Annotated in this window: 22 protein-coding genes; 9 read left to right on the top strand and 13 right to left on the bottom strand. The window is 43.7% G+C overall.

Going from position 1 to position 26,281, the window contains the following annotated elements:
- Nucleotides 1–184: 184 nt before the first annotated feature.
- Together ileS and lspA are read left to right on the top strand one after the other, a co-directional pair.
- Nucleotides 185–3,037, top strand: coding sequence for an isoleucine--tRNA ligase (gene ileS, locus ACTXGJ_RS03045; RefSeq protein ID WP_443565070.1), 2,853 nt, complete (start codon nucleotides 185–187; stop codon nucleotides 3,035–3,037).
- A complete protein-coding gene (gene lspA, locus ACTXGJ_RS03040) occupies nucleotides 3,030–3,653 on the top strand; it encodes a signal peptidase II (protein ID WP_439239935.1) in 624 nt (207 codons plus the stop codon). The genes ileS and lspA overlap by 8 nt, the downstream gene beginning before the upstream one ends.
- Nucleotides 3,654–3,796: 143 nt before the next feature.
- Here the strand turns inward: lspA and ACTXGJ_RS03035 are convergent, their stop codons facing one another.
- Complete coding sequence (locus ACTXGJ_RS03035) at nucleotides 3,797–4,408, bottom strand: glutathione S-transferase family protein (protein WP_439239937.1); 612 nt, start codon at nucleotides 4,406–4,408, stop codon at nucleotides 3,797–3,799.
- 136 nt (nucleotides 4,409–4,544) lie between these two features.
- On the opposite strand from ACTXGJ_RS03035, the gene ACTXGJ_RS03030 reads away from it, so the two are divergent.
- The gene (locus tag ACTXGJ_RS03030; RefSeq protein ID WP_443565069.1) at nucleotides 4,545–5,153 is read left to right on the top strand and encodes an O-acetyl-ADP-ribose deacetylase; all 609 of its coding nucleotides are present in this window, start codon (nucleotides 4,545–4,547) and stop codon (nucleotides 5,151–5,153) included.
- Between the two features lie 7 nt (nucleotides 5,154–5,160).
- Here ACTXGJ_RS03030 and ACTXGJ_RS03025 read toward each other — a convergent pair whose 3' ends face one another.
- Complete coding sequence (locus ACTXGJ_RS03025; protein ID WP_439239941.1) at nucleotides 5,161–5,820, bottom strand: DUF1294 domain-containing protein; 660 nt, start codon at nucleotides 5,818–5,820, stop codon at nucleotides 5,161–5,163.
- 194 nt (nucleotides 5,821–6,014) lie between these two features.
- Between ACTXGJ_RS03025 and ACTXGJ_RS03020 the strand changes: the two genes are divergently transcribed.
- Entirely contained in the window at nucleotides 6,015–6,524 is a 510-nt protein-coding gene (locus ACTXGJ_RS03020; protein WP_439239943.1) for an FKBP-type peptidyl-prolyl cis-trans isomerase, read from the top strand.
- A gap of 45 nt (nucleotides 6,525–6,569) precedes the next feature.
- Nucleotides 6,570–7,610, top strand: coding sequence for an aldo/keto reductase (locus ACTXGJ_RS03015; RefSeq protein ID WP_439239945.1), 1,041 nt, complete (start codon nucleotides 6,570–6,572; stop codon nucleotides 7,608–7,610).
- Nucleotides 7,611–7,775: 165 nt separating this feature from the next.
- Here ACTXGJ_RS03015 and ACTXGJ_RS03010 read toward each other — a convergent pair whose 3' ends face one another.
- Entirely contained in the window at nucleotides 7,776–8,561 is a 786-nt protein-coding gene (locus ACTXGJ_RS03010) for a lysophospholipid acyltransferase family protein (protein ID WP_439239947.1), read from the bottom strand.
- A 270-nt stretch (nucleotides 8,562–8,831) separates the two neighbouring features.
- Between ACTXGJ_RS03010 and hflX the strand changes: the two genes are divergently transcribed.
- From hflX to ACTXGJ_RS02990, 4 genes are all read left to right on the top strand, one after another.
- Entirely contained in the window at nucleotides 8,832–10,298 is a 1,467-nt protein-coding gene (gene hflX / locus ACTXGJ_RS03005; protein WP_443565067.1) for a ribosome rescue GTPase HflX, read from the top strand.
- A 365-nt stretch (nucleotides 10,299–10,663) separates the two neighbouring features.
- Nucleotides 10,664–11,110, top strand: coding sequence for a CidA/LrgA family protein (locus tag ACTXGJ_RS03000; protein WP_439239951.1), 447 nt, complete (start codon nucleotides 10,664–10,666; stop codon nucleotides 11,108–11,110).
- Nucleotides 11,111–11,131: 21 nt separating this feature from the next.
- Nucleotides 11,132–11,821, top strand: coding sequence for an LrgB family protein (locus ACTXGJ_RS02995; protein WP_443565066.1), 690 nt, complete (start codon nucleotides 11,132–11,134; stop codon nucleotides 11,819–11,821).
- 245 nt (nucleotides 11,822–12,066) lie between these two features.
- Nucleotides 12,067–12,873: a lytic transglycosylase domain-containing protein gene (locus tag ACTXGJ_RS02990; protein ID WP_439239955.1), complete on the top strand. Its 807-nt coding sequence runs from the start codon at nucleotides 12,067–12,069 to the stop codon at nucleotides 12,871–12,873.
- 98 nt (nucleotides 12,874–12,971) lie between these two features.
- On the opposite strand, the gene tsf is transcribed toward ACTXGJ_RS02990, so the two are convergent.
- From tsf to ACTXGJ_RS02940, 10 genes are all read right to left on the bottom strand, one after another.
- A complete protein-coding gene (tsf, locus tag ACTXGJ_RS02985; RefSeq protein ID WP_439239957.1) occupies nucleotides 12,972–13,853 on the bottom strand; it encodes a translation elongation factor Ts in 882 nt (293 codons plus the stop codon).
- Between the two features lie 218 nt (nucleotides 13,854–14,071).
- A complete protein-coding gene (rpsB, locus tag ACTXGJ_RS02980) occupies nucleotides 14,072–14,911 on the bottom strand; it encodes a 30S ribosomal protein S2 (RefSeq protein ID WP_439239959.1) in 840 nt (279 codons plus the stop codon).
- 383 nt (nucleotides 14,912–15,294) lie between these two features.
- A complete protein-coding gene (locus tag ACTXGJ_RS02975) occupies nucleotides 15,295–15,744 on the bottom strand; it encodes a chemotaxis protein CheX (protein ID WP_439239961.1) in 450 nt (149 codons plus the stop codon).
- A gap of 36 nt (nucleotides 15,745–15,780) precedes the next feature.
- Complete coding sequence (locus tag ACTXGJ_RS02970) at nucleotides 15,781–16,230, bottom strand: chemotaxis protein CheX (RefSeq protein ID WP_439239963.1); 450 nt, start codon at nucleotides 16,228–16,230, stop codon at nucleotides 15,781–15,783.
- Nucleotides 16,231–16,276: 46 nt separating this feature from the next.
- Entirely contained in the window at nucleotides 16,277–16,639 is a 363-nt protein-coding gene (locus ACTXGJ_RS02965) for a response regulator (RefSeq protein WP_439239965.1), read from the bottom strand.
- Between the two features lie 26 nt (nucleotides 16,640–16,665).
- Nucleotides 16,666–18,888: an ATP-binding protein gene (locus ACTXGJ_RS02960; RefSeq protein ID WP_443565065.1), complete on the bottom strand. Its 2,223-nt coding sequence runs from the start codon at nucleotides 18,886–18,888 to the stop codon at nucleotides 16,666–16,668.
- 12 nt (nucleotides 18,889–18,900) lie between these two features.
- On the bottom strand, nucleotides 18,901–19,770 hold the full coding sequence (locus ACTXGJ_RS02955) for a transporter substrate-binding domain-containing protein (RefSeq protein ID WP_443565064.1): 870 nt from the start codon (nucleotides 19,768–19,770) through the stop codon (nucleotides 18,901–18,903).
- A 322-nt stretch (nucleotides 19,771–20,092) separates the two neighbouring features.
- Nucleotides 20,093–21,268: a multidrug effflux MFS transporter gene (locus ACTXGJ_RS02950; RefSeq protein WP_439240649.1), complete on the bottom strand. Its 1,176-nt coding sequence runs from the start codon at nucleotides 21,266–21,268 to the stop codon at nucleotides 20,093–20,095.
- Nucleotides 21,269–21,605: 337 nt separating this feature from the next.
- Entirely contained in the window at nucleotides 21,606–22,418 is an 813-nt protein-coding gene (locus ACTXGJ_RS02945; protein ID WP_443565063.1) for a crotonase/enoyl-CoA hydratase family protein, read from the bottom strand.
- Between the two features lie 102 nt (nucleotides 22,419–22,520).
- Nucleotides 22,521–25,940, bottom strand: a complete 3,420-nt coding sequence (locus ACTXGJ_RS02940; protein ID WP_439239974.1) for an ATP-binding protein — start codon at nucleotides 25,938–25,940, stop codon at nucleotides 22,521–22,523.
- Nucleotides 25,941–26,281: the final 341 nt, after the last annotated feature.

The following is a 26,281-nucleotide window of genomic DNA, read 5'->3' as shown; positions in this document are numbered from 1 at the left end:
ACGATCAAAACTGTCTAAACCGAAGAATTATAGCCCCTATTTTTAGTAAATTATTTATCTTATAATAGGTAGCTTTGATTTTACTAATCATACCCGCATATCCACTAGACATATTAGACTCTAGCTACTGTTTAGCTAACGGTTACCTCTTATTCACCATATAATCCAGACAAAGACAACCACTATGACCGAATCTATCGACTATAAAGACACCCTTAATCTAGCAGATACCCCTTTTGCAATGCGTGCCAATTTGGCCAAACGTGAGCCCGATTGGTTAGCCGCTTGGGAAGCTGACGACGTCTACGGCAAGATTCGTCAGGCACGTACTGGGGCGACTAAGTACATTCTGCACGACGGCCCTCCTTACGCTAACGGTCAGATCCACTTAGGTCACGCGGTCAATAAAGTCATCAAGGATATGATTGTTAAGTCGAAGACGCTTTCAGGATTTGATGCACCTTACGTACCGGGTTGGGACTGTCATGGTTTGCCAATCGAGCAAAAAGTTGAGGCAAAGGTCGGAAAAGTCGGCCAAAAAGTCTCGGCAACTGAGTTTCGTGGTCTCTGCCGTGAGTATGCTGCCACCCAAATCGAACTACAAAAAGTTGATTTCAAACGTTTAGGTATCTTTGGCGATTGGGACAACCCTTATCTGACCATGAATTTTGCGCAGGAAGCCAATATCGTCCGTGCGCTAAGTAAAATTTATGAAAACGGTCATGTTACTCGCGGTATGAAGCCAGTCAATTGGTGCTTGGACTGTACTTCGGCACTGGCAGAAGCGGAAGTGGAATATCAAGATAAGGTCTCTGACGCTATCTATGTCAGCTTTGATGTGCTTGATACTGAAAAAGTACCTGCTTTAGCCAAAATAGACGATACTATCGCAGCAGTTATCTGGACGACAACGCCTTGGACCTTGCCCGCCAACCAAGCTATCTCAGTGCATCCTGAGCATGACTATTCGGTTGTAGCCACATCAAAGGGCAATTTCCTATTAGCTCATGACTTAGTCGAAACCGCGCTAGCTGAGCTTAAGTTAGATAGTCAAGGTATCTTAGCTACGGTTTCAGGTAAGGAGCTTGAAGGTCTACGTGCTCAGCATCCGCTTATTAGTGATCGTCAAGTGCCTATCATCTTAGGTGATCATGTGACTACTGATAGTGGTACTGGTCTGGTACACACCGCACCGGGTCATGGTCTTGACGATTATAATGTCGGTCTAAAATATAACTTGCCAGTCGAAAACCCAGTCGGCGGTAATGGCGTTTATCTAGAGAGCGCGGCAGTATTTGCCGGCGAGCATATCTACAAAGCCAATCCAAAAATTATTGCCGCTTTGCATGATAATAATCATTTGGTGAGCCATACCAAGATTGAACACAGCTATCCGCACTGCTGGCGTCATAAGTCGCCGATTATCTTCCGTGCCACGCCGCAGTGGTTTATCAACATGGAAAAGGAAGGCTTACGCGAGCGCGCGCTAAAAGATATTCCAGAGGTGCAGTGGACGCCTGCTTGGGGCCAAAACCGTATTGAGTCGATGATGACCGGACGGCCTGACTGGTGCATCTCGCGTCAGCGTACTTGGGGCGTGCCGATCACCTTCTTTATGCATAAACAGACCGGGGAGCTACATCCGAATACCCTTGAGCTGATGGAAGCTGCGGCACAAAATATCAGCGAGGGCGGCGTGGAAGCTTGGTTTGACGCCAGCACCGAGGACTATTTAGGTGATGAGGCAGCAGATTATGATAAGTCTACTGATACTTTAGATGTCTGGTTTGACTCAGGGACCACCCATTTTGCGGTACTTGAACATCGTGATGAGCTGACTAACCCTGCCGATATGTATTTAGAAGGCTCCGATCAGCATCGAGGTTGGTTCCAGACTTCCTTGTTAACATCAGAAGCTATGTATCAGCGCCCGCCATTTAAGCAAGTGTTGACACACGGCTTCGTGGTTGACGAAAACGGCCGCAAGATGAGTAAGTCATTAGGCAATATCATCACCCCGCAAGAAGAGATCAATAAGACCGGCGCGGATATGCTACGCCTATGGATTGCCTCTAGCGACTATCGCTATGAGATGAGCGCGGGCAAAACAGTATTTAAAGGCGCGATCGACATGTACCGCCGCATTCGTAACACCTTGCGCTTTTTGCTGGCTAATACCGATGACTTTAATCCAGCTACTGACAGCATTGATATCAATGAGCTGGTCAGCATTGATAAATTCATCATCGAGCGCGCGCAAACCGTGCAAACCCAAATTGTTAGTGCCTATGATGCGATGGACTTCCACCAAGTCACCCAGCATATCACTGCTTTTTGTTCGCAAGACTTGGGCAGCTTTTATCTGGATATCATCAAAGATCGCCAATACACCACCCAAAAGGACGGTCAACCGCGCCGCTCAGCACAGACAGCGATCTACCATATCGCTCATGCACTGATTCGCTGGATTACCCCTATCTTATCCTTTACCGCGCAAGAAGCGTGGGAAGTGCTGAATAAGGATGGCAATGCTAGTGGAGAGACTGACAGCTATGTCTTTACTCAAGAATGGTACGAATTCCCAGCGCTTGAGCTTAGCACTATCAGTAGTGAAGATTGGCACCATATCATGCGCGCCAAAGACATGGTCAATAAGAACATCGAAATTGCGCGCGGCAACAAGCTACTGAACGCCAATCTAGCCGCTGATGCAACGTTGTATGCTGATGGCGCTATGCATGATAGCTTAACCAAATTAAAGGATGAGCTACGTTTTGTGCTGATTACCAGTAGCGCCACCTTAAAGCCTATCAGCGAAGCACCTACGGTTGAGCAAACTGTAGCTAGTGATAGTAACAGCGAAGAAAGCGCTGCAGCAGCAGATCTAAAAGTCACTATCGACGTCGCTGACGGTACTAAATGCGTGCGCTGTTGGCACATCCGTAGCGATGTCGGTACTGACAGCGAGCATCCAGAGCTGTGCGCGCGCTGCGTGACTAACGTCGCAGGTTCGGGTGAGGTGCGTCACTATGCTTGATAAGCCTGAGCGTCCTACTAACGAAGTCGATGATTCGCCGAGACCTGCTCACGTCACTACAGGTAACTCAGTAACGCCTAGAAGTCGGTTGATCAAAACCCCAAAAGTGGTGGCAAATGGCAGTCGTGCTTTTATCTGGTATTTACTGTCGATAGCGATCATTATCATTGATCAATGGACCAAATGGCTGGCGGAAACTACCCTTAATTTTTTGGAGCCGATTCCCGTTATTAAGCCATTCTTGAATTGGACATTGGCCTATAACTATGGCGCAGCATTTAGTTTTTTAGCCGATGCTGGCGGCTGGCAAAAGTGGTTTTTTTCGGGTCTGGCGCTAGTGATTGCGCTGTTCTTGCTGGTGTATTTGATCAGAGCACCGCGCAATGCCAAGCTGTTATCGTTAGGACTCGCCATGGTACTCGGCGGCGCTATTGGCAATCTAATTGACCGCGTCAGACTTGGTAAAGTGGTCGATTTTATCCATGTGCACTATGCTGATGTTTGGCACTACCCTATCTTTAATATTGCCGATATCGCGATCTGTATCGGCGTGGCTATCATCGTTATTGATATGCTGTTTTTGGAAGGTAAGCGCGAAGGTAAACCTAAGGTCTAATTGTTAATATTTTGGTTTTGTATAATCAGAAAAGGGCTTACAATAATGAATGTTAGCCCTTTTTTTTGTTTGGGATTTGTTGTCGTGAGATTAACCTTGATGATGCGCGGAGTGCACCCTAGCCCAAAACTAATCCTACTCCCCTACTTTCTAGGAAAATTCTCTCGCGCCGACAATCTTTTTACATAAGCCTTAGCAGACTCAGGTAAAGCAACACCTAACATCTTTAACCAATTAAATAAATGATGATAATAAATATCAGCCAGCGTAAAGCTATCACCTGCTATGTAGTCTTGGTCAGTCAACCAGTCGTTAGCAATCGGCAACGCTTTTTGAATGTTGGTTATACAATTCTCAGCGGTGCCCTCAGGCCAATTCTCGTAATTCTCTAGCACCTTAATCTTAGTTAAGATCCACACATAGCTCTCAATCTCTATCATGCCAAACGAGATAACTTGACGCAGTTTATAGTTCTTCTCAGCATAATTATCGTCATCATGGCTAGGCGTTAAAGGTCTATCAGGATGTAGATCATTTAGATATTCGATAATTGCTAAGGATTCGGTGAAGTTTTTACCTTTATGAGTAATCGCAGGAATCTTGCCAAAAGGGTTAATCGCGAGGAAATCTGGATGTCGCTGCTCGAACTTATGACCATCAAGCTCCTTAGTCTCGTATTCCAAGCCAAGCTCTTGCAATGCCCAAACCACCGTTTCTGCGCGGCTAGGATGAGTGTATTTATAGAGTGTAATCATTAAAAAATTCCCTTTTATCGTTTATGCGAATTTTGTTAAGTAGCAATGTATTATACCCATACCCTATACTAGTAAACGATAGTAAAACATTTACATTGAATAAAAACTCAGTACCGAATAGTCAAAAGGATATGATATGTCACAGCGTCAAAATAAGCCTATTGTACAAAAGCAAGTATCTGTTTCTGATAGTTGTAGTGCTGATACTTCTACTCGCACGGTTACCTTATCCATATTACAAGCGGATATTACTACGCTAGCAGTCGATGCTATTGTCAATGCTGCCAACTCGAGCTTGCTTGGTGGTGGCGGCGTTGATGGCGCGATACATCGAGCCGCTGGACCTGAACTGCTAGCTTATTGCCGCACTTTAAACGGCTGCGCCACTGGCGAGGCGAAGATAAGCCCTGCCTTTGAGTTACCTTGTGATTATGTGATTCATACCGTAGGGCCAGTATGGCACGGTGGCAATAAGAATGAAGAAGCACTACTCACTAGCTGCTATCAAAACTCTTTAGAGTTAGCAGTTGAAAACAAGGTTGTTAGCCTTGCTTTTCCGTCTATCAGTACGGGCGTTTATGGTTATCCAATCGACAAGGCAACCGCAGTCGCGGTAAATACAGTGAAAGATTATATACAAGACAAGCTAGCAAATTCAGCTAACTTTCCAATTAGAGAGGTCGTTTTTTGCTGCTTCTCAAATGAAGATGCTGCAGTTTATCAGCGAGTTTTGGAAGCGCTTTGAATCAAGGTTATAACCATTTTCCAATAGTTTCTAAACCGCCGCCTGCCATAATAAATAGCAAACCTGCTAAATTAATCACTACCGTCAGATAATATGCGAGGCGAAAGTCAGGCTTTTGCGATTTATGACGCAAGTAAGTTTGGGCGACCATAGCGCCAACCCAGCCGCCGAGGATGCTTAATAGATGCAAAGTAGATTCAGGCGTACGCCATTCGTTATTTTGCGCTGCTGCTTTGTCCCTGGCGTAAGTGATATAAGTCAGTATTCCTAATACCACATACCAAGCCATGATGAGCCAGCTCAGATCGCCCATGACCGCGAGTAATATCAGCACCGCATAAAAGCCAACACCCAAAAATAAGCGTTTGGTTTGTCCGGCCTCAAAGTCTGCTTGCTGTTTTCTTTTTGAGTTACGCCTGCGGATTTGACTGTTTTTATCGCTCATTTGCTGCTGCACAAAACTTAGCTCTTGTACTTGACGAGCTTGCAAGCGTCCTTGTTTATCTTGTCCAACACTGAAGACTACTTGCTCATCGATGACAGGTCGACGCGGCGCTTTAAACTCACTAACATGAAAAAACAGCGACTCACCAACTTCGGTTTCGATAAAACCAAAGCCTTTGTCATCTTGCCACTTTGTAATTCGACCTTGTTGTCTATTTGCCATTGCTAACGATACTCTCTATTATCTGGCTATGATTACTAACTTTCTATGACTCATAACTCTCTAGATCTAATAAATGCTTTAGCGCCTTTACGTTACACTATTTACGCTTACATGGGGTACTATTTCGCTTATCATTTTATAGTTTATTAACTGATCACAGCATTCCATATTTTAACTAAAACTGGCTTTTAATTATGACTGATTCTCAAAATTCACCGCAATTTATTAACCCCAATGAAGATACTCGTATCACTCATGGCAGCTTAGTCAAGCTACATTTTGAGGTGTCATTAGACAATGGTACGGTGATTGACTCCACCTTTAACCGTGATCAACCGGTCAGTCTGACTGTTGGCGATGAAAGTTTGCTGCCTGGCTTTGAGCAAGTACTCATGAACCTGCGTGCGGGCGACACCCGTACCGCGCATCTAGAGCCTGAGCAAGCTTTTGGCGACTGGAATCCGGATAATATTCAGCGATTTAGCCATCCGCAGTTTTCCTTAGTCGCTGACAATCCTGAAGTCGGTATGATGGTTGAGTTTGAGGATAAAGGTAAAAACACCTTGCCCGGTACTATTAGTGCGATTAATGACGATGACATCGAGGTCGATTTTAATCATCCCCTGGCCGGGCAAGACGTGCTATTTAAAGTCAAAATCTTTAAAGTGACGCCGCCGGGTGTGACTGGCATTCAACTGAGCTAATCACACGAGCAACTTGAAATAATAAGCAATAATAAGGATGCGCACATGCAATACAACATACTGCCGCAAATAGATGAGAAGGTCTCGAGAATTTGTCTAGGAACGATGACTTGGGGTCAGCAAAACGACGAAAGTGAAGGCCATGCGCAAATGGACTTAGCACTTGCCGAAGGGGTAAACTTTTGGGACTGTGCGGAGATGTATCCCTCGCCGCCTGATAAAGATAAGCAAGGTGAGACTGAGCGTATTATCGGCACTTGGTTTGCTAAGACTAAGCAGCGCGATAAAGTCATTTTGGCTAGTAAAATGTCGCCGATGAGCTTTTTGCGAGACGGTAATAGCCGCTATAATGCCAAGCAAATTAGTGAAGCCATTGATGGTAATCTTAAGCGTCTGCAAACGGACTATATTGATGTCTATCAGCTGCATTGGCCAGAACGTCAGTCGAATTTCTTTGGCCAACGCGGTTATGACAGCGAGATGTCAGCGCAATCGCTTGATGACTTAACGCCGTTTTTAGAGACCATTCAAGCGCTTAATGACGAGATCAAAAAAGGACGTATTCGTGCTTATGGACTCTCAAACGATACCGCATGGGGATTGATGCGCTACTTGTGGGAAGCGGACAAAAACGGCTTAATCGCGCCTATTACCGTGCAGAATCCTTATAGCTTACTCAATCGGCTCTATGAAGTGGGCATGGCTGAAATTGCTCATCGCGAGAATGTCGGCTTGCTCGCCTATTCACCCCTAGCTTTTGGGGTACTCTCTGGTAAATATCTAGGCGGCAAAAAGCCAGCTGGCGCACGGCTCACTATGTATGACAGGTTCCAAAGATATACTAATGAGCAGGCGCTAGCGGCCACTGAGCAGTATGCTAAGATTGCAAGCGACGCGGGATTAGATATGGCGCAGATGGCGCTCGCTTTTGTCAATTCGCGACCCTTTCTCACTAGTAATATCATTGGCGCAACGAGCATTGAGCAGCTCAAATCAAACATCGATAGCGTTAATTTAACCTTAAGCGATGATGTATTAGCCGCCATCGAAGCGGTGCATACGCAGCAGCCTAACCCCTCGCCCTAACTTTTTAGATTGAAAATGTGTTTTAATCTAAAATTGCAAACTCATATAAAAAGGCGCTAATCAACATGATTAACGCCTTTGCCGTTTTCAATCTACCTAATCTCGCTCCAACTATAAGCTCTACATTACATCGGGCGAAAATACAGTATTAATCACTGTAAGCGATTAGTTCAATACTCGCGTATGTAGTTCTGCTAGTCCTTCTTGCATGTGCTTTTGCAACAGATCCGTCAGCTCACTTTTACTAAGGCCTTCTGGATCGATAGCTTTAAGCGGCAAAACATAAGCAGTGACATTCTTAGTATCGAGCACTTTTTTCAGACTCTGCTTCATTGTCAGCTTGCCATAATAAGGCAAGTCTTTACTTAAGCTACCGTCTTTATTGACATAAGCGATGACCATCGCCTGTACGGGCACATCAGCGTCTATAGCCGCTTGTAGCAGCTTGCCATGAATGCGCTTAATCTTAGTGCCATCAGTGGTGGTGGCTTCTGGAAAGAAAACCACTGAAAACCCTTGTCGCAAAAAGTCAGCGATTTGTGTCGCTACTGAGCCGGCATCGCCTGACCCGCGTTGAATGAATACGGTACCAGCAGCATAAGCAAGTTTGCCGAATACCGGCCATTCTCCTATCTCAGCCTTAGACAAAAAGAAAGCTGGACTGACTGTACCTACTACTGGAATATCCATCCATGACACATGGTTTGAGACCCAAAGTCCATGGTGCTGCTGTACTGGTTCAACTTCGACCACTTTTATACCAAAGGAGCCTGCCATTTTGCGACAAAACGCTTGAATATAGCGCGGTAGTTTTTCGCGCGGCGGATTTTTGAAGGCACCAATACGCTGTGCGGCTCGTAGCCCCCCTGCCATAGTGGTGGTCATACCTGCGATTTGTTTACTACGGCTGAGTTGTTTTTTTATTGAAAAGCCTGACTTAGAATGGCTCATCTGTATTCCTCATGATTGAATGTCAGTAAAAACGCCATAAGTATAGCAAAATTCTCGTAGTCAGTGACGATTTGTTCACTGAGATTAGAGGATGGTTTTTGCTATTAATGATCTGCTACAAATGCTGTAACATAAAACTAGCGCTAATCTAGCGATTACGCTTTAATAACCAGCTAAAAGACCGCATATAGACTATTATCTACACGCTATTTTTTAGGCAATTATAGCCGATAATAGCGATTTGTTTCCCCCATTTATAGGTGAAAATTTTTGGAATACTTTGAAAGATATGAAGGTGGCGAGCGTGCCATTTTAGTTCATTTAGACATTCGTCAAATCCAAGATCCTGATGACTTAAGTGAGTTTGAACTGCTTGTTGACTCTGCTGGCGCTCAGCGCGTGGAGCTTGTGACAGGCTCACGCTTAAAGCCTGATGCTAAGTACTTCGTTGGCTCTGGTAAAGCACAAGAAATCGCTGATTTGGTCAGTGCCAATGATGCCGATATCGTAATTTTTAATCATAGCCTCTCGCCCTCGCAAGAGCGTAACTTAGAAGCTTTAGCGAAATGCCGTGTACTCGATCGCACTGGTTTGATTTTAGATATTTTTGCACAGCGCGCGCGCACTTACGAAGGTAAGCTGCAAGTGGAGCTGGCACAATTGAATCACTTGTCGACTAGATTGGTACGTGGTTGGACGCATTTGGAACGTCAAAAAGGCGGTATCGGACTACGTGGGCCGGGTGAAACCCAGCTTGAGACGGATCGTCGTTTACTACAAACGCGGGTTAATCAGCTAAAATCTAAGCTTGAAAAAGTACGTCAAACTCGCGCGCAAGGCCGTGCTCGCCGACAAAAATCAGACGTCCCGACAATATCATTAGTTGGCTACACTAACGCAGGTAAATCTACCTTATTTAACCGCTTAGTCGATGAAAACATCTATGCCGCAGATAAGCTATTTGCGACCCTAGACCCGACTTTGCGCCGCTTAGATTGGCAAGGCGTTGGCCGGGTGGTGTTAGTCGATACGGTAGGCTTTGTGCGTCACCTGCCGCATGAGCTGGTTGAGTCTTTTCACGCTACTTTAGAAGAGACTTTAGAGGCGGATCTGTTATTACACGTGATTGATTCTTCTAGTGAGGATATGCATGAGCAAATTGCAGCGGTCAAAGAGGTGCTAGCAGAGATCGATAATGAAGTGCCAGTACTCAACGTCTACAATAAGATCGACCTAACCGGTGAGCCGGCACGCATAGGCTATGCAAACGAAGGTGAGCCAAATCGCGTTTATGTCTCCTCAAAAAACAACTTAGGCATCGAAGAGCTAACACTTGCGGTGCAACAGCTGATGACTGGCACTTTGACCACCTTTGATCTGACTTTGCCCTACCATGCTGGGCACTTCAAAAACACCTTGTACGAGCTTGGGGTTATTTTGGAGGAAAGCTATGATGATAGCGGTCACGAGTGCTTGACCATTCGCTTGCCAAGCGAGCGTCTCAAGCAACTATTAGGTCAAGCGGACCTGCAACCTATGGATGTGCTACCGTTAGCGCAAGCGACTTTGTTGATGCCTATTCTTGAGCCTTTTGAACAAGACGATGAAGATGAGATGTCGCCGTCTGAGGACGAGTCACTGCTAGTAGAAGACTTAACCTACGAGCAGATCTTTGAGACAGATACTGAGGCTAGCAATACTGCCACTGTAAATAATGACTCAAGTCCGCAAGCTTAAGTGTTTGAATTAAGATTCTAAGCTCAACAGGATAAGTACCTTAAGTTGTTCTAAATAAATACTGAGTATATTGGCCGTTTTTAGGCTGATGTGCTCATTTTTATTGTCTTTCTATCCTTTTTCTTTTGCCGTTATTACCGCGCATGAACCCTTGTTGCAAATTCACAGGCTCTGAAGGTTTATTAGTGGCTCACTTCTCTATATAATCGAGCGCATTAGTTGTCACTCAACTAAAGTTTTTATTTTGTCTCAGTTTACTTTAGTAATTTAGGTAATCTCTAAAAGACAAGCCATAGCTCTTTATCGATAACATAACGCTTTACTTTATCAAGACTCTCTAACGGTCATTGCGGCTAGGATGATTTATGAAAGCCCTTACTCAAACCAAACTGCCTTTATGGCTAGCCTTACTTTTGACGCTGGCGATGGTCGTGATAGTGCGTGAATCAGCGCTACTCCTGTGTCAGTGGGCAGGTATCGAAAAAGCTGCCAACATCGTAGGCCTCGTAGCAATGTTTGTAATTTTAGTCGTTTGGCGTTTGCTCAAAGGCTTACCTAACTGGATCACCAGAGCCAGTAATCTGTTGTTAGTCGATAGCGGTTTTGCTTTTTTGCCGGTATCAGCAGGCGCTGGTATTTTATTGTTTGAGTTAGGTGATGAATTTTGGGGCGTAATGCTGACGATGGCTATTAGTACTTTGATACCGCTTTGGGGTCTAGCGATTTTAGCCAATCATTGGTTAAGCTCTAGCGCTGATAATAAAGACAACGCAGGCATAACTACACACAAAATTAGTGATAAGCCTGAGTAGCCTGAGCCGCGGAGGATTAAGATGATGTTTAGCAGTGTATTTATGGCAACTCTAGCAGCTATTTTACTGACCTTAGTCGCGCATGTCATCGCTCGTATATTAGCCAAGAAAATCTCTTGGTTACCTATGGTCATTACTGCTTTAGTATTGGTATTGCTATTTTTATTTATTACGCAGTGGGATTACGATCATTATTATAGCGTCGCCAAACCAGTGTTTGATCGCTTGCTTGGTTATGTCACTGTGCTGTTGGCTATCCCTTTAGCCGCAATGAATTTCAAAGGCTTACCAGTCAAGCGCTTATCTATTATCGTGCTCATCGCAAGTGTGATCGGCGCGCTATTACCGATGTCGTTAGCTTATCTGTTTTCACTCAGTCACGATACCTTGCTGTCTTTCGCTACGCGTTCTGTCACCACCCCTATTGGCCTGAGTGTGGCGGACTTAATCAATGCACCGCTTGCTATGGCCAACTTGATTATTATTGTCTCTGGACTGATGGGCGGTACAGTCGCTAGGTTTTTATTTAGAAAAGTGAATGACGATCGAGCCAAAGGTTTAGCATTAGGACTGGCCGCTCACGCGTTCGGAACGGTAGAAGCTTGGCAAATTAGTCCTACAGCTGGGCGCTATGCCGCATTTGGCCTTGCGGTGAATGGCTTACTGACTGCCGTTTGGGTACCTATATTTATTAGTGCCTTTAATATCTAAATTTTTTGCTAAATAAATGAGTATTTGACTATAAAACCTATAGCTATCAATACAATGGGGCTAGCCAATATTTTGTGTTATAGTAAGTAACTATTATATTTTGTATTTATTACTAGTGGTTTTGTTACTATCGTAACCTTACAAAATCTGCTGATAATGCTAATTATGGCAGATATTTTGTCAGGCTAACAAACTAGCTATTGATAATATCGATCTGCTATTAACCGATAAAGAGTGATCTCTCTATGATGAATACTGCCCCTTTATTAAGCCGTTGTTGGTCATCTTTGTTATTGACCTCTATCGCCCTATCCGCTTTTACCATGACGGCACACGCTGGCAATATGTACATCTATAAAGACCAAGCCGGCCAGGTACTGCTAACCAATGTCAGTCCAAGCGGTAATTTTGATAAATTCACCAAAAAAGTCAAAGTCACTTATTATAAAGACGCCAAGATGTATGACGGTAGTAGCGACAATAACTATAATAATTATGGCAGTAGTACCGCTAGCAACAGCAGTAGCCGTAATGCTTATGACAGCTACATTCGCGCGTCTGCCGCGCGTCATGGCGTCGATCCTGCCCTAATGAAAGCGATGATGCATACCGAGTCCGCTTTCAATCCCAATGCTCGCTCGCCAGTAGGAGCGCAAGGTCTCATGCAACTCATGCCAGCGACCGCTCGCCGCTTCAATGTCAGCAACGCTTGGAATCCTTCGGAAAACATTGAAGGGTCAGCGAAATATATAGCTTGGCTGATGAAGCGCTTTAATAACAATGTTGAGTTTGCAGTAGCAGGCTATAATGCTGGCGAAGGGAATGTCGATAAGTACAAAGGCATTCCTCCTTTCAAAGAAACCCGTAATTACGTGCAGCGCGTCATGAGTCGCTATCATAGCTTGTATAAGAACGATGCAGGCATTGTCGGTAGCACTATGGCGGCCAATAACACTGGCATTAGTAGCGGTATGCAAAAAGTCAGCTATGGCACTAGTAGTAATGCCAATAGCGCCAGCTACGCTAATTCTGCTTTTGATGCATTACGATAATCGTATGAGTTAAGCTGTATAAATGCAAAAAGCCCGTTACATCAATAACGGGCTTTTCTATTTTAGGACGAGACAGTTACTTTAGGTTTAGCGATAACTTATTTGTTCGCCGCTTGCGTAGCTGCAACTTCAGCTGCGAAATCTTCTTGCTTCTTCTCAATGCCTTCGCCAACTTCTAGACGTTTGAAACCTAGTACTGTTACGCCATCAGCTTTTAGCACATCACCGACTTTTTTGTCATTGTCCATGACGTATGGTTGACGTAGTAAAGTCACTTCGTCTAGATACTTACGTAGGCCACCTTCGATCATTTTTTCAACGATATTATCAGGCTTGCCAGATTCTTTTGCTTTGGCTTCGATGATATCTTTTTCACGCGCTAATACATCAGCAGACACGTCTTCATCATTAACCGCTACTGGGTTGAATGCTGCGATATGCATAGCTAGGTTTTTGCCCGTTTCTTCATTACCGCCCTCATATGAGACGACAACACCGATACGTAGGCCATGACGATATGAGGCGATATTATTGCCTTCTAGTGTCTCAACGCGGCGAATTTGAATGTTCTCACCGATTTTTTGTACTAAAGAAACACGAGCTTCTTCGACAGTTTGACCATCACCATAAGGTAATTCAGAAATAGCAGCTACATCAGTGACATTGTTTTCTAGCGCAAGATTAGCGACCTTTTCTGCAAAAGCAGTGAAGCTATCATCTTTTGCAACAAAGTCAGTCTGACAGTTAACTTCTAACAAGAAAGCTTGCTTATCGTTTTGCGCGATGATAATAGCGCCATCAGCAGCAATGTTACCGGCTTTCTTAGCCGCTTTTGCTTGACCTGACTTACGCAGATTGTCAATAGCAACTTCGACATCACCATTTGCTTCTTGCAGGGCTTTTTTACATTCCATCATGCCAAGACCAGTACGGTCACGCAATTCTTTTACCATTTTGGCAGATACTTTTACTTCTGACATAAGAGTTACCTTTTATTATGTGGGTGAATATTGATATTTATAAGAGGACGCGTTAGTTATTTAGAGGCACTTAGACGCGCTTGCATTGTGTTTAGCCGCTCAATAATAAGGCATGACGAGTAAAACTACATCATGCCTATTATAAACTTATACGCTATTAGTTACTTTATATGGGTGTTAAGCGCTATATATCAAGGCTTACCATACGTTAAGTCTAATTATAGATCCGCTTGTGCTTCAGCTGGGTTCTTAGTAGCAGGCGCTTCTGCTGGCTGCTCGATAGCATCAGCATTGGCTTCAGCTGGCGCTTCTTGCTCAGCAGGAGCTTGCTGATCCGCTTTGCCGCCTGCTTGCGTCTGGGCATACTCTTTACCGGCGATAACCGCATCAGCGACAGCCGTTACGTATAGAGTCACGGCGCGGATAGCATCATCATTAGCAGGGATGATGTAATCAACGTTATCAGGGTTTGAGTTAGTATCAACGATACCGATAACTGGGATACCTAGATTTTTGGCTTCTTTGATCGCGATCGCTTCATGATCGACGTCGACGACGAAGATTGCATCAGGCAAGCCGCCCATGTCTTTGATGCCGCCTAAAGAGCGCTCTAGCTTTTCCATATCGCGAGTACGTTCTAGCGCTTCACGCTTGGTTAGTTTAGCAAAAGTACCGTCTTCCGCTTGCTTCTCAAGCTCTTTTAGACGGTTGATTGACTGGCGTAGTGTTTTCCAGTTAGTCAACATGCCGCCTAACCAGCGATGATCAACGTAAGGCATGCCAGCACGCTGTGCTTGCTCACGGATAACACCGCTTGCCGCGCGCTTAGTACCTACGAATAGGACTTTGTTTTTCTTAGCAGCTAGGTTGTTGACGTAGTTTAGCGCTTCGTTAAATGATTTAACGGTGTGCTCTAAGTTGATGATGTGAATCTTGTTGCGGGCACCAAAAATATAAGGACCCATTTTTGGGTTCCAAAAGCGGGTTTGGTGACCAAAGTGAGCGCCTGCTTGTAAAAGGTCGCGCATTGATACTTGAGTTGGGTTGTCTATAGCCATGATATTATCCTTGGTTGGGTTATGCCTCCATCTTACAAAGATGGCCTATCTAGCGACACGCATTTGCTAAAGCTTCAAATATGCAGAAGCGTTAAACAAATTAATCAAATCGCCAGACACCCAGTCATCTTTTATCGTAAGATGTGTGTCATTGGTTGGTTTTAAGAATGCGCTTTTTTGGTAGTAAAGTCTCAGCTCATAAAGTCAAAACTCTCCTACAAAAAATAGCTGCGCTGTATTTTACCATAAAAGCCCTGCAAAGCTCTAGTACTTTGTTCATAATGCAAAGTCTTTGATAGTTTATTAGTAAGCAAATAGCGATAAAAAAAAGACAGCCTATTAAAGCTGTCTCTCGACTGTGTTTCATATTGTAAGTCTTAATATCAAGCAATACAGATTCCTATTACCGCCTGATAACCACGCCAAGTAAACGGGGTAATATAGCTATGACGCTCTTTAGGTAGATAAGAGAGACTAGGAGCACCTTCAATAATCTCAGGTGGAGAGATAATAAAATCTGCCCCAAACTCAGTGCGAGCATTACCAGATATGGTATTGGCCATCTCCCCTAACAAGTCTTTCATCATTGTCAATGAGTTATCAGGCTCGCCCATGATATTGATAATCTCTCTTAGCATATTACTTGGAGCGCTGACGTAGACATAGCCTACCAAAGGACCAGATATTTTGATAATGCCGCTATAATCATAACCAATAGTCGTTCTATTATTATTCAGATAAGGCGTATCAACAGCGACAGCCGCCTCATCAATTTGTGCAAAAAACGCATTAATTGAGCTCAAAAACACACCCAACTTTTCAACTTTAACCATAGTTTTATCCCTATTTATCGCAGGTCAACAAGATCATCACTCTTGCAAACAGACTAATATTTCACCATCTTGCGATAACCAAGTTATGGGAATTATAAAAGAGCGCTCATCATCAAGCAGCGAGCTATTACTAGATGAGGTTTTTGATACCGATGGTACTGATATATCAAATTCTGCACCAAACTCAAGACGAGCATTTCCAGCAATGGTGTTTGCCACCTCGCCGGTGAGATCTAAGTAAATCGCTTCACTATTGTCAGTCTCGCCCATGCTCGTCAGTATAGAATATAATAATTCGCGGGTTGCTGAAAAATGTACCACACCTGTTTGAGCGCCCGAGATAGTGATCATACTAGTATAATCAAAACCTCTAGGCTGATTTTTTTCTAGTAAGTAAGGAGTATCGACTACGACTTGCTCTTTACCAAACTGATTGAAATAATTGCTAATGATATTCAGAAAAACCTGTAGACCGTGTTCTTTCATATTTTTCAATCTTTGCTTGTGGCTCTGTTTTAGTCTTTAGACCCAATTAATCTTGTACAAGCTCATACAAAGACTCTACCAGCTCCTCTTCTGAGAAAGGCTTACACAAAAACCCACTCGCCCCTAACGACAAAGCTTCTATGCCTGTAGACTTATCGGATAATGCCGAGACCACTAAAATACGAACTTCTGGGTCAAGGGCGATAATCTTTTCGATACATTCAAGACCATCCATCTGTGGCATCGTTAGATCCATAGTCACCACATGAGGACGATGTATTTTAAATTTCTCAAGCGCTTGCACGCCACTGGTGGCGGTCGCTACTAAGGTAAAATTTCCTGAGTCATATGCTCGCTGAATTCTGTTTCGAATGATATTGGAATCATCGACAATCATTAGTTTATGCATAACGTCTCTGTTGTCCTTAACTAAAACTAAGCTTTTGGCAAGATAATGGTAAAGCGTGTCTTCTTACCAAAGGTGCTATTTACATTGAGGTTGCCACCGCATTCTTTGACTTGCGCTTTAATAATATCGAGACCAACACCGCGGCCCCCATCTTCATCAGCCTGCTCTTTAGTGGAGAAACCTGAAGAGAACAGTTGCTTCAGCAAATCAGCGCGACCAAGCTGCATCGCCTCCTCGCTACTAAAGCGCCCCTCTTTGACAAGCTGATCACAGATACCCTCATAATCGATACCTCGGCCATCATCTTCTAAAGTGATCACTAAATTTTGAGCGCTATTTTGCATCTCAAGCGTGATGTTGCCAATAGCAGATTTACCAGCGCGCGCTCGGGCTGCTGGCGTCTCTATGCCATGCACCATAGCATTGCGTAGCAGTTGAATGGTGATCGTTTTCACCGGTTTTTTCAAACGCTCTGGTATCTGCACTTGACTCAGTGTCTGGCTATTCAGTTGAACTTGTTTGGCTTGCCTATTCGCAATGTCTTGCGCAAACGCTCTATAATAAGTCAGATAATCATCCTCAGCCTCATCGCTTAAATCGACATCTTCACCTTCATCATCACTAATGATAGCTTTGTCAGTATCAAATACCTCATTATTTATTTGATTGTTTTGCTCTACTACCTTAGGCGTAGCTAAAGTATCAATATCAGCAGTAGCTGGACTTGTCGACTGCTTGTGAGTGGGAACAGAGAGATTAATTCGCTCTCCTAAAGACTCGATAGTATTGGATAGACTTAATAAATCATCTAAATGTACAGCCAAAGGCAAGAAATCATTACCGACTAGTTTACCTTGGTTTTGTAGCGCTTGGAGCTTGTCTTCAGCATCTGAAGCAATCTTCGTGAAGCTATGTAATTTTAGTGCAGAAGCTTCGCCTTTTAGACTATGCATATCGCGGTAAATAGCATTTAGCTTACCTTCAAGCTCATACTGCGAGCTGCCAGGATTCTTTAAGATATTATTAATCTTTTCAATATGCTGCTTAGTGTTAATAATGAACTCATTGATTACTTTAGGCTTCACATTCAAGATAGTCGTTAACATCTCAATTTGCATATCGTTTTGTGAGCGCTCTTTTTCTAAACGCTGCTCTAAATAAACGGCATCAGAAACGTCATTGACGTTGACCAAGATATGAACAATGTTTTTACCTTCATATACGCGCGAGAACTTAAAATCTAAATAACGATTTTCGCTGGTTTGGCTCGTAGCCTTATTATGTAGCATCACTTTGTGCAACGGATTTAACGAATCAACGAGCTTTTCTTTAACGCGTGGATTATATAATTGCTCAATGAACTTTTGCGTAGTATTTAGATCTTTGTCAGAGATACGACCACGCAAAACGTCGGTAAAGTTCTGCCCCGCTAGATTATCGCTACCGACAATAGTCGTCAGTGCGCGAGAATGCTGCTGACCAATATTTAAGTCTTTGTCTAATAAGAACAGACCGGTATTGACCGTTTCCATAATTTCTTGCGTTTCACGGCGAGCGGCGAGCGCTTCAGCGTCAGTATCACGCAGACGACGGACAAAGAAGAAGACAAAAATTAGGAAGTACGCCAAGATAGCGGCTACCCCTAGTATCTGAATAAGGCGAATGGTATTGGCTTGACGCTCAGCACTATTAAAGACATCTTCGGTTAACTGATCTAGCGACTCGTTAATAAATAGACTTGAGGTTTTGGCTTGATCTACCGCCTGAGCTAATCCATCCTCAGAGTCTACCATGATGTTATCAGCATCTTTTAGGTAGGTCTGAATCTTTGGTTCTAATAATTGCCACTGCTCGTTGGCGGCATCGATATCCGCTTTGGCGTTACTATCGATGTTGGGCAAATTATGACTTTTGCCATTTTCATCAACGATCGTATCACCTTGCTCAAGGGCAGTGATAGAGCTAGTAATCTGCTCAGTATTTCGGGTTAGACGTTCTAATACTCGCTGAATATGTGGAGAGTTAGTGTCCTCACCATAACTATTATCTAAATCAAATAGATCTTTGATGACCGCCTGAGCACTATTAGCCACTTGGTTGGTTTGTGCAATCAAAACGGTATTTCTTTCCAGTAGGCTTGAGGTATAAAAAGTAAAGGCTAGCAAAGCCCCGATCAGCGTTAAAAAAAGTGCAATGGATATAATTAAACTTTGATAGCGCTTATTATCGACATTATTTATAGTTGCCATCTCTAAAAATCCTTAATTCGCTAGCTGAGTGGAAGTAGAGCTATTTTCCGCGGTAGGTTCTGACGACCCTAACCAACGGGCCTCAATCTCTTTAAAAACCCCTTTTGCTTTGAGCTTAGTAATACCCTCATTGACGCTATCGATCAATTGGGTATTTTCTTTTGCCATTAGCACTACTTGCTGAGCTGATGGTGCATCGTCAGCTTCGTAAGGAACCATCGTTACTTTATAATCCGGATAACCTTTTACAACGTACTGTATAACTGGCAAGTCATATAGAAGTACATCAGTCTCGCCTTGGACCAAATCTTGATAGGCCAAAAACATAGTAGGTCTTGAAACCAGTTCGACTGAGTCGCCCATCTCTTTTAGGGTATCCTCTTCTTTAGAACCTTCTAAAGTGCCGGTTTTTAGACCTTTTATATCCTCTAGACCTTTTACATCGTGTTTACCTTCTAGATATATAATAGTCGCTGGATTAAAGAAATATGGAGTAGACAGGCCATATCTAACATTTCTATCATCTTTATAGGAGATACCAGATATCGCTAAATCGCGCTCTCCAGACTCCACACTATCGAACATATCTTGCCAAGTTTCGGTGTAGAACTCAGACTTAAAGCCCTGCTCTTCACCGATAGCTCTGATAGCATCCACATCAATACCTTGCAAGTTGCCATAATCATCTTTAAACGAGAAAGGCGGCAAATCGCCAGTCATAACTACTTTTATAGTAGGAGCTGAGTCAGGTAATTTACTGACAAAGCCGTCATCTTTTTGAGTGTTATCAAGCGCTGCTCTACTCTCTTGGTTTGCAGAGTTATTACAGCCAAGAAGCCCTATACTTATGACTATGGGAAGTATCTGATACAAAGATCTCATGGTCTGTCCTTAAAACTCAATATATTTAGAAATTATAAAATGATAATAAAAATACAGAGCATCAAATCTCTATTCTTTTAATACATTTAATTACACTCGATAATACTCAAGTAACTTTATAATTACAATAAATAAGTTTCTTTGAGTATAAATATTTTTTATTAATTCGTTTATACAAATATAAGACCTAACTTATTTAGCTTAACGAGACAAAAGCTTAATATTTTTTATCGCCAAAAAAAACATCTATAAGTATCAACCTATAGATGTTTTTATGTAGTCTGCTCTTTTGGACTTTAAATCAGCAAAACATTAACCAAAACTACTCCGCATCATCGAGATTTAGATTACGATCAATTTGCCAAATTAAGTAGCTACCAAGGCTCATGAGCGCAAACATTGCGATACCTATCTTTAATACTGGGTTGACTGGGAATAAGTTTAATAACAATCCGCCGAAGATACCTACTGAAAACATCAGTGAGCCTTGCATGGCACTAGCCATACCGGCGCGGCTTTTTTGAAATGCTAAAGCAATAGCAGAAGCGTTCGGCTGTGTCAGCCCCAATCCTGCAATACAGAAAAAGATGCACCCTAATACTAACGGCAGCCAAGCGTCGGTACCGAAAATCAGCCCAATCACAAATAGCATAGCAGCAGAGATGACCTGCATCATCGCGCCAAAACGCAGAATACTCAGAATACGAAATCGATTGGTTAGCCATTGGTTCAGCTGAGTTAAAGCCACAAAACCTGCCGCATTCATACCAAATAACCAACCAAAATGAGTAGCTGAAATCCCATAAGTATCCATAATTAGCTCAGAAGCTGAGCTAATGTAGACAAACATTGCGCCCATCAGTAAGCCACCGCCTATAGCCGGATAATTAAAGCTGGGGTCTTTTAGCAAATCCCAATACTGGCTGAGCACTTCTTTAGCAGGGCGAGCATTGCGATTTTCTTCGCTAAGGGTTTCAAAAAAGAAAAACTTGGTTAATAATAAATTAAGCATGCCAAAGGCGGCCAAAAACCAAAAAATAGAATGCCAATTAAAAAACTGTAGGAATAAAGCCCCAAGAGAAGGCGCTAAAATTGGCGCAAGGCCCATCACCAATATCATGATAGAAAACGCCTTTGCCGTTTGCTTCGCCGTCAGCCTGTCACGAATCGCTGCACGCGTCACCACAGCGCCAACACAAGCGCCAAGTGCTTGCACAGTACGGCCTGCAAACAATACGTATTCATTACTCGTTGTAGCACAGACTATAGAGGCGATCACATACAAGGTCATACCAAAATAGAGTGGTTTGACGCGGCCGACACGATCACTCAAAGGCCCATAAATCAGCTGACCAAAAACTAAACCCACAAAATAAGCCGGTACGGAATTGGCCATAAAAGCGGTCGATACGCCAAACTCATCGGCCATAGAAGGCAATGCGGGCAAATACATATCAATAGATAATGGCCCTATCGCTACGATAAGTCCTAGCATCATAATCCAAGCTACCGGTAGCTCTGATGAGCGTACTCTGGTAGCAGCGGCTCTTTGAGGAGCAGCTTTAGTGAGATCAGTGCCATTAGACTTGCGAGCAGACATAGTACGTACCGTTTATGAAGTTTAAGATAGGTTTGTGAGATTCAAGCTAGTTAAGCTTTAAAATAGTATTTAGCAATAAACACTACTGCGCGAACAAAGCAGCAGACAAGTCTATATCGGACTGTCTGCTGCTTTTTCAATGGATAAGTAACGCTTAAAATATACCGCTCACATAATGACTACCGTGACGCCAGCCTTACCTGAAAGCCGTCTACTCGAATACGCGTCTGAGCGATTAGCGAAATTGACGTTTAGTGAATACGGTGCTCGCCTGCTTTGCCTTTCTGAGCGCAAGCTTACGATTACGGCCGAGCATTAGCTTCATTTGCCACATTTTTTCTTGATAAAGTGTTAATGCAGACTGATGATGCATAGCGTTAATGACGCGTTTACTTGCAAGCACCGCATCAGGTGAGCGCTGTACGAGCTCTTCTGCTAGCTTCTGCGCGTGCTCAAGAGGCGCCTCATCACAATGACTGACGAGACCTAGCTCTTTACCTTCAGCGGCCTCAACGATACGCGCAGTCATCGCCATCTCTTTGAGTACGTCTTCGCGCACGACACCAAGCGCGGACTGAGTCAAGCCCATATCTGGCACTAAGCCCCACTTCGCCTCCATAATCGATAGCTTACAGTCAGGATGGCTGATGCGTACATCGCACGCTAGCGCCAGCTGCATGCCAGCGCCAATACAATGACCTTCTAGTACTGCAATCACCGGAATAGGCAGATCACGCCATACCAAGCATACGCGCTGAAATAGGCTTTGTTTCGGCTTAATAAGTTCCCACATCGCATACAGCTGATTTTTGGGGTTATTCAAATCACCTAGATCAATACCGGCACAAAAAGTACCTTCCGCGCCATTTAAAATTACGGCTCGTAAGCTTTTGTCTTTGGTAATGTGGCCGGCAACACGAATGAGATCATCCACCATCTGAAAGCTCAAGGCATTTTTTTTCTGTGGGCGATTCAAAGTGACAGTGGCTATATTTTCACTAATACTGACTTGTAGCGTTTGGTATTCATAAGCGGCGATGGCGTGCATAGTAGTCCCTTAATATAATAATCGATAAAAATAAACAATAGTAATATTTTTAATCATAGCAGTGTTATCTCAAAGCTACCCTAGCAATAACTGACTATCCATTCAAATCATTTTCCAGTTCATATCGTTTTCGCTTAGACGGTGGTAATTAAGCTCAGAGTAAGGCGATAAGTCTAGGTTTTGCAGATTATTTAGCGCTGTCATTAAGTCTTTATAATAAGGCTGTAGCATGGCAAATTGTGCAGGCGTCGTATGCTGTACATTTAATAAGCATTTATCCTCTAAATTTTGACTGGCAAGACGTAGCTGCGGGACACCGGTATAGCGACTCGCTCCCAAAATACGGTGAGCAATCTGCGCAAGCATATGACGATCTTTTGCCTGCCAAGCTTGAGCGAGTGACTCTTTCTCATCGGCGATGGTGTCGAGCATCATAATAATGAGTTTTGCTGCCAGATCTGGCTTATTCGCTGAACGAGTCAACGCATCTTGCCAGTCTAAAATCTCTGATCTCTCAGTAGCGTTTGCAGCAGAGTGCTGCTCTAGATTTAATAGCTGTCGACCTGTTGCAAGGCTTTGATTTTGTTGCAGATGCGTATTAGGCTCTACCGGACTTTGCGATAAGTTTCTTTGGTCTAGATAACTATAACGAGCTTGAGTGCCATTACGCCCATGGCTTTGTGCCGACTGAGTATCCGTTAGGTTATCACGTAGAGTATCGTGTAAATTATCACGCAGATAATTATCGCGAATTTTCTTTAACGACAGCGGTCGCAACATTTTTTTATTTTTTTTCTGGGGATTTAGTTGGGTTTTTTCAGGCTGCTTATTATCTTGATCGTTCGCCTTTAACTGAGTGTCATTGGGATTATTGGCACTCAAATCGGTCAAACTCGAATCAGCTAGATTAGTGTGCGCCAGCTGAGTACTCGCCGCCATATGGTGCGCGGCTGTGGCGCGTCCTAGCCATTTTTGTAGCACTTGCAGTAACTGTGGTTGGCTAATAGGCTTACCAACATAGTCGTCTATACCGCTAGCTATAAGGCGATCGCGCTCATCAGATAGGCCGTGAGCCGTCAGCGCGATAATAGGAATATGACTGTCTGCTGCTTCTATTTTTCGGATCTGTTCGGTAGCTTCTCTTCCTGACATTCGAGGCATTTGAATGTCCATGAATATCAGATCGATATCATGAGGAGTAGCCGTTATCTTATCTGTCGCGTTATTCTCGGTGCTTAGCTTTAATGGGGAGGGCGTATTACTGAGTTGCGCGCGTGCTTCTGCTTTTGAGCGCTGAGTTTTACTCGATAAGCTTTGAGTGACGGTCTTGTTATTGGTTTTAGCTTGCCTAGCCTGCTGCTTACTTATCAGCTCTATAGCCTCAAAGCCACTATTGGCAGTAATGACATGAATACCAAGCTCGCTCAAAAGCGCATCCAATACCAAAAGATTGGGCAGATGATCATCGACAGCGAGTACAGTGATTCCTTGCCAACGCGGTTCTTGCACTTGTACAAGTGCTTTTTTATTTTGGGTATCTAAAATAGCGTAGAGCTGGCGCTTGTCGAGTGGCTCATACAAGATATTGGCATGATAGCGATTGAGTAAGGCTTGATCAGCCGCCACTTGGTAGCCAAATACTGCCAGCTTGCCTTGATAGTGCAGCCTGATTTGCTTGAGTAGCGCCATCATATCGTCTTGATTATCGTTATCAACAATGACCCAGTCCCAATGATTGTCTTGCTCTTTGAGCGATTCAAGCACTCCTGGCAAGGAGTTGGCTTGAGTCAACTTAATAGGAAGGTTTTGCAAGCTGGCTTTGAGCACTTGTAAGGAGGCAGTATGATTGATCCACACAAGCATATGAAACTCATCGCCCGCTCCTGCTAGCGGCGCAAGCACTGGTAGCGCAATGGTATTTCCGCTGGCCGCTTCTAGCACATCGACGTGGGTTGGCATCCTAAACCAAAAAGTCGCGCCTTTATTAGCGATATTCTCTTGGGCATTATCATAAAACCCAATATCACCGCCCATCAGCCGAGTCAGCTGTTTTGAGATGACAAGTCCAAGTCCAGTACCGCCATATTGACGAGTGATGGAAGGATCACCTTGGCTAAAGCTTTGGAACAGCATCTTTTGATCAGCCTCTGAGATACCTTTACCACTATCTTGCACACTGATCATTAGATAATTATCTTGATAGTCGTCCAAGCTGACGCGCACGACCACATCGCCATTATCGGTAAACTTGATGGCATTACCTACTATATTAGTCAGTACTTGCTTGAGTCTTAAAGCGTCCCCTACGATCTGCATAGGCACATCGTTATAGAACAATACCGCCATCCGTAAGCCTTTTTCAGCAGCGACAGGAGACAACATATCGACCACATCATAAATAGTGTTGTAGAGATCAAACTCGTGACGATCAAGCACCAGCTTACCTGCTTCTATTTTGGAGAAATCAAGCACATCGTTGACCAGTGCCAATAGATGCGCTGATGACTTACGAATGGTCTGCACGTACAGGTCTTGCTCAGAATTTAGCTCACCATGACGAGCAAGCAGATTAATAAAGCCGTCGATACTGTTCAGCGGCGTCCTTAGCTCATGGCTGATATTCGCCAAAAATGCAGATTTGGCCTGACTAGTGGAGATTGCGGCATCTCTAGCATTACGAATCGAGATATTTTGCATCTCCATCTCATCGAAGGCTAAACGCAAATCATCCTCGGTCTGTTCGGCGTGGTTTCTTAACTCCTGAAAGCTGCTGTGTAAGCGGCGCAAAGTTCTAACCAGATCTTGTTGTAGCAGATTCAGCTCGCCGTTAGACTCGGTCAAGATAGGCTTATATAAATTATCAACAGTCGTGCGTTGCAGCTGTAATCGCAGCTCATAAATAGGGGCGATCCAGCGCTTAGCATAGATATTTAGGCTGAGTAGTAATATCAAAATAGTGAGTAGACCGGTAATCGCTAAGGCCATAGCGATACGGTAACGCGCTAAATATAGCGGTTCATTATCCATATCGATAAGCAGCCACAGCTGTTGATCAGCAAAATCCCCTAAAGGCAATCCATAAGCGGTACCTATGGGAGTAGGTTGCTGCATCATAGCGCTCTGATCAGGAATAATCTGCGGCCACTGCTCCTCTACGCCGTAACCGACACTCGCCAAAACCTGATTACTATCATCGATAATAGCAATGCGCTGTACGTGTTGCTCTGACTGTATAGTGTTCAGTTTGTCTTGTAAGGTAGCGAGCGTCGTTTGCGACGAGGTTCCTGTAACTTCTAGGTCCTGAGGCTGTTCTAGTAACTTTGGCACAATCTCAGCGATAGTCGGCTTATAGCGGATTAACACTGCCTCAGCCAATGCCTGCTGCTCAGAGTTAGAGGCACGCATGGTCTCATAAAACACCAAAAGGCCACCGACTGCGGCTAGGATACAGATCGGTAAAAACACCAATAGGATCAATTGACCGTAAGCGCTACTCGTATCAAAGCGTTTTTTGTATGCCATGCTAAAGATAAGCTCCAACGACTCTATAGGTCACTTAAAAGTAATGGATTAGATTTTGCTGCGGTGGTTTTGAGAGTTATTTTACCAGTATTCTTAGTGTCTCTGTGAATCAATCCTAATGTCACTCAATTCTGATTTAAGCACCAGTAATCCAGCCGCTAAAAATCACAGTCATTAACAGCAAAAGTCATTTAAAACCACAACCGTTAGAAACGACAGTCACAAGTAATTAATGATGCGCTAAGCGTAGCCAAAAACAAAATGATATAATAAGGCCAGTTTTTATTCACGCTGCTTTTTGTCAGCTTTACTATACCATTTAAGCTATAGGCAACAGGCGG

Origin of the sequence: Psychrobacter sp. 1Y11, from assembly GCF_052259045.1 — a bacterium.
Lineage (GTDB): Bacteria > Pseudomonadota > Gammaproteobacteria > Pseudomonadales > Moraxellaceae > Psychrobacter.
This window is presented reverse-complemented; position numbering and strand designations above follow the sequence as displayed.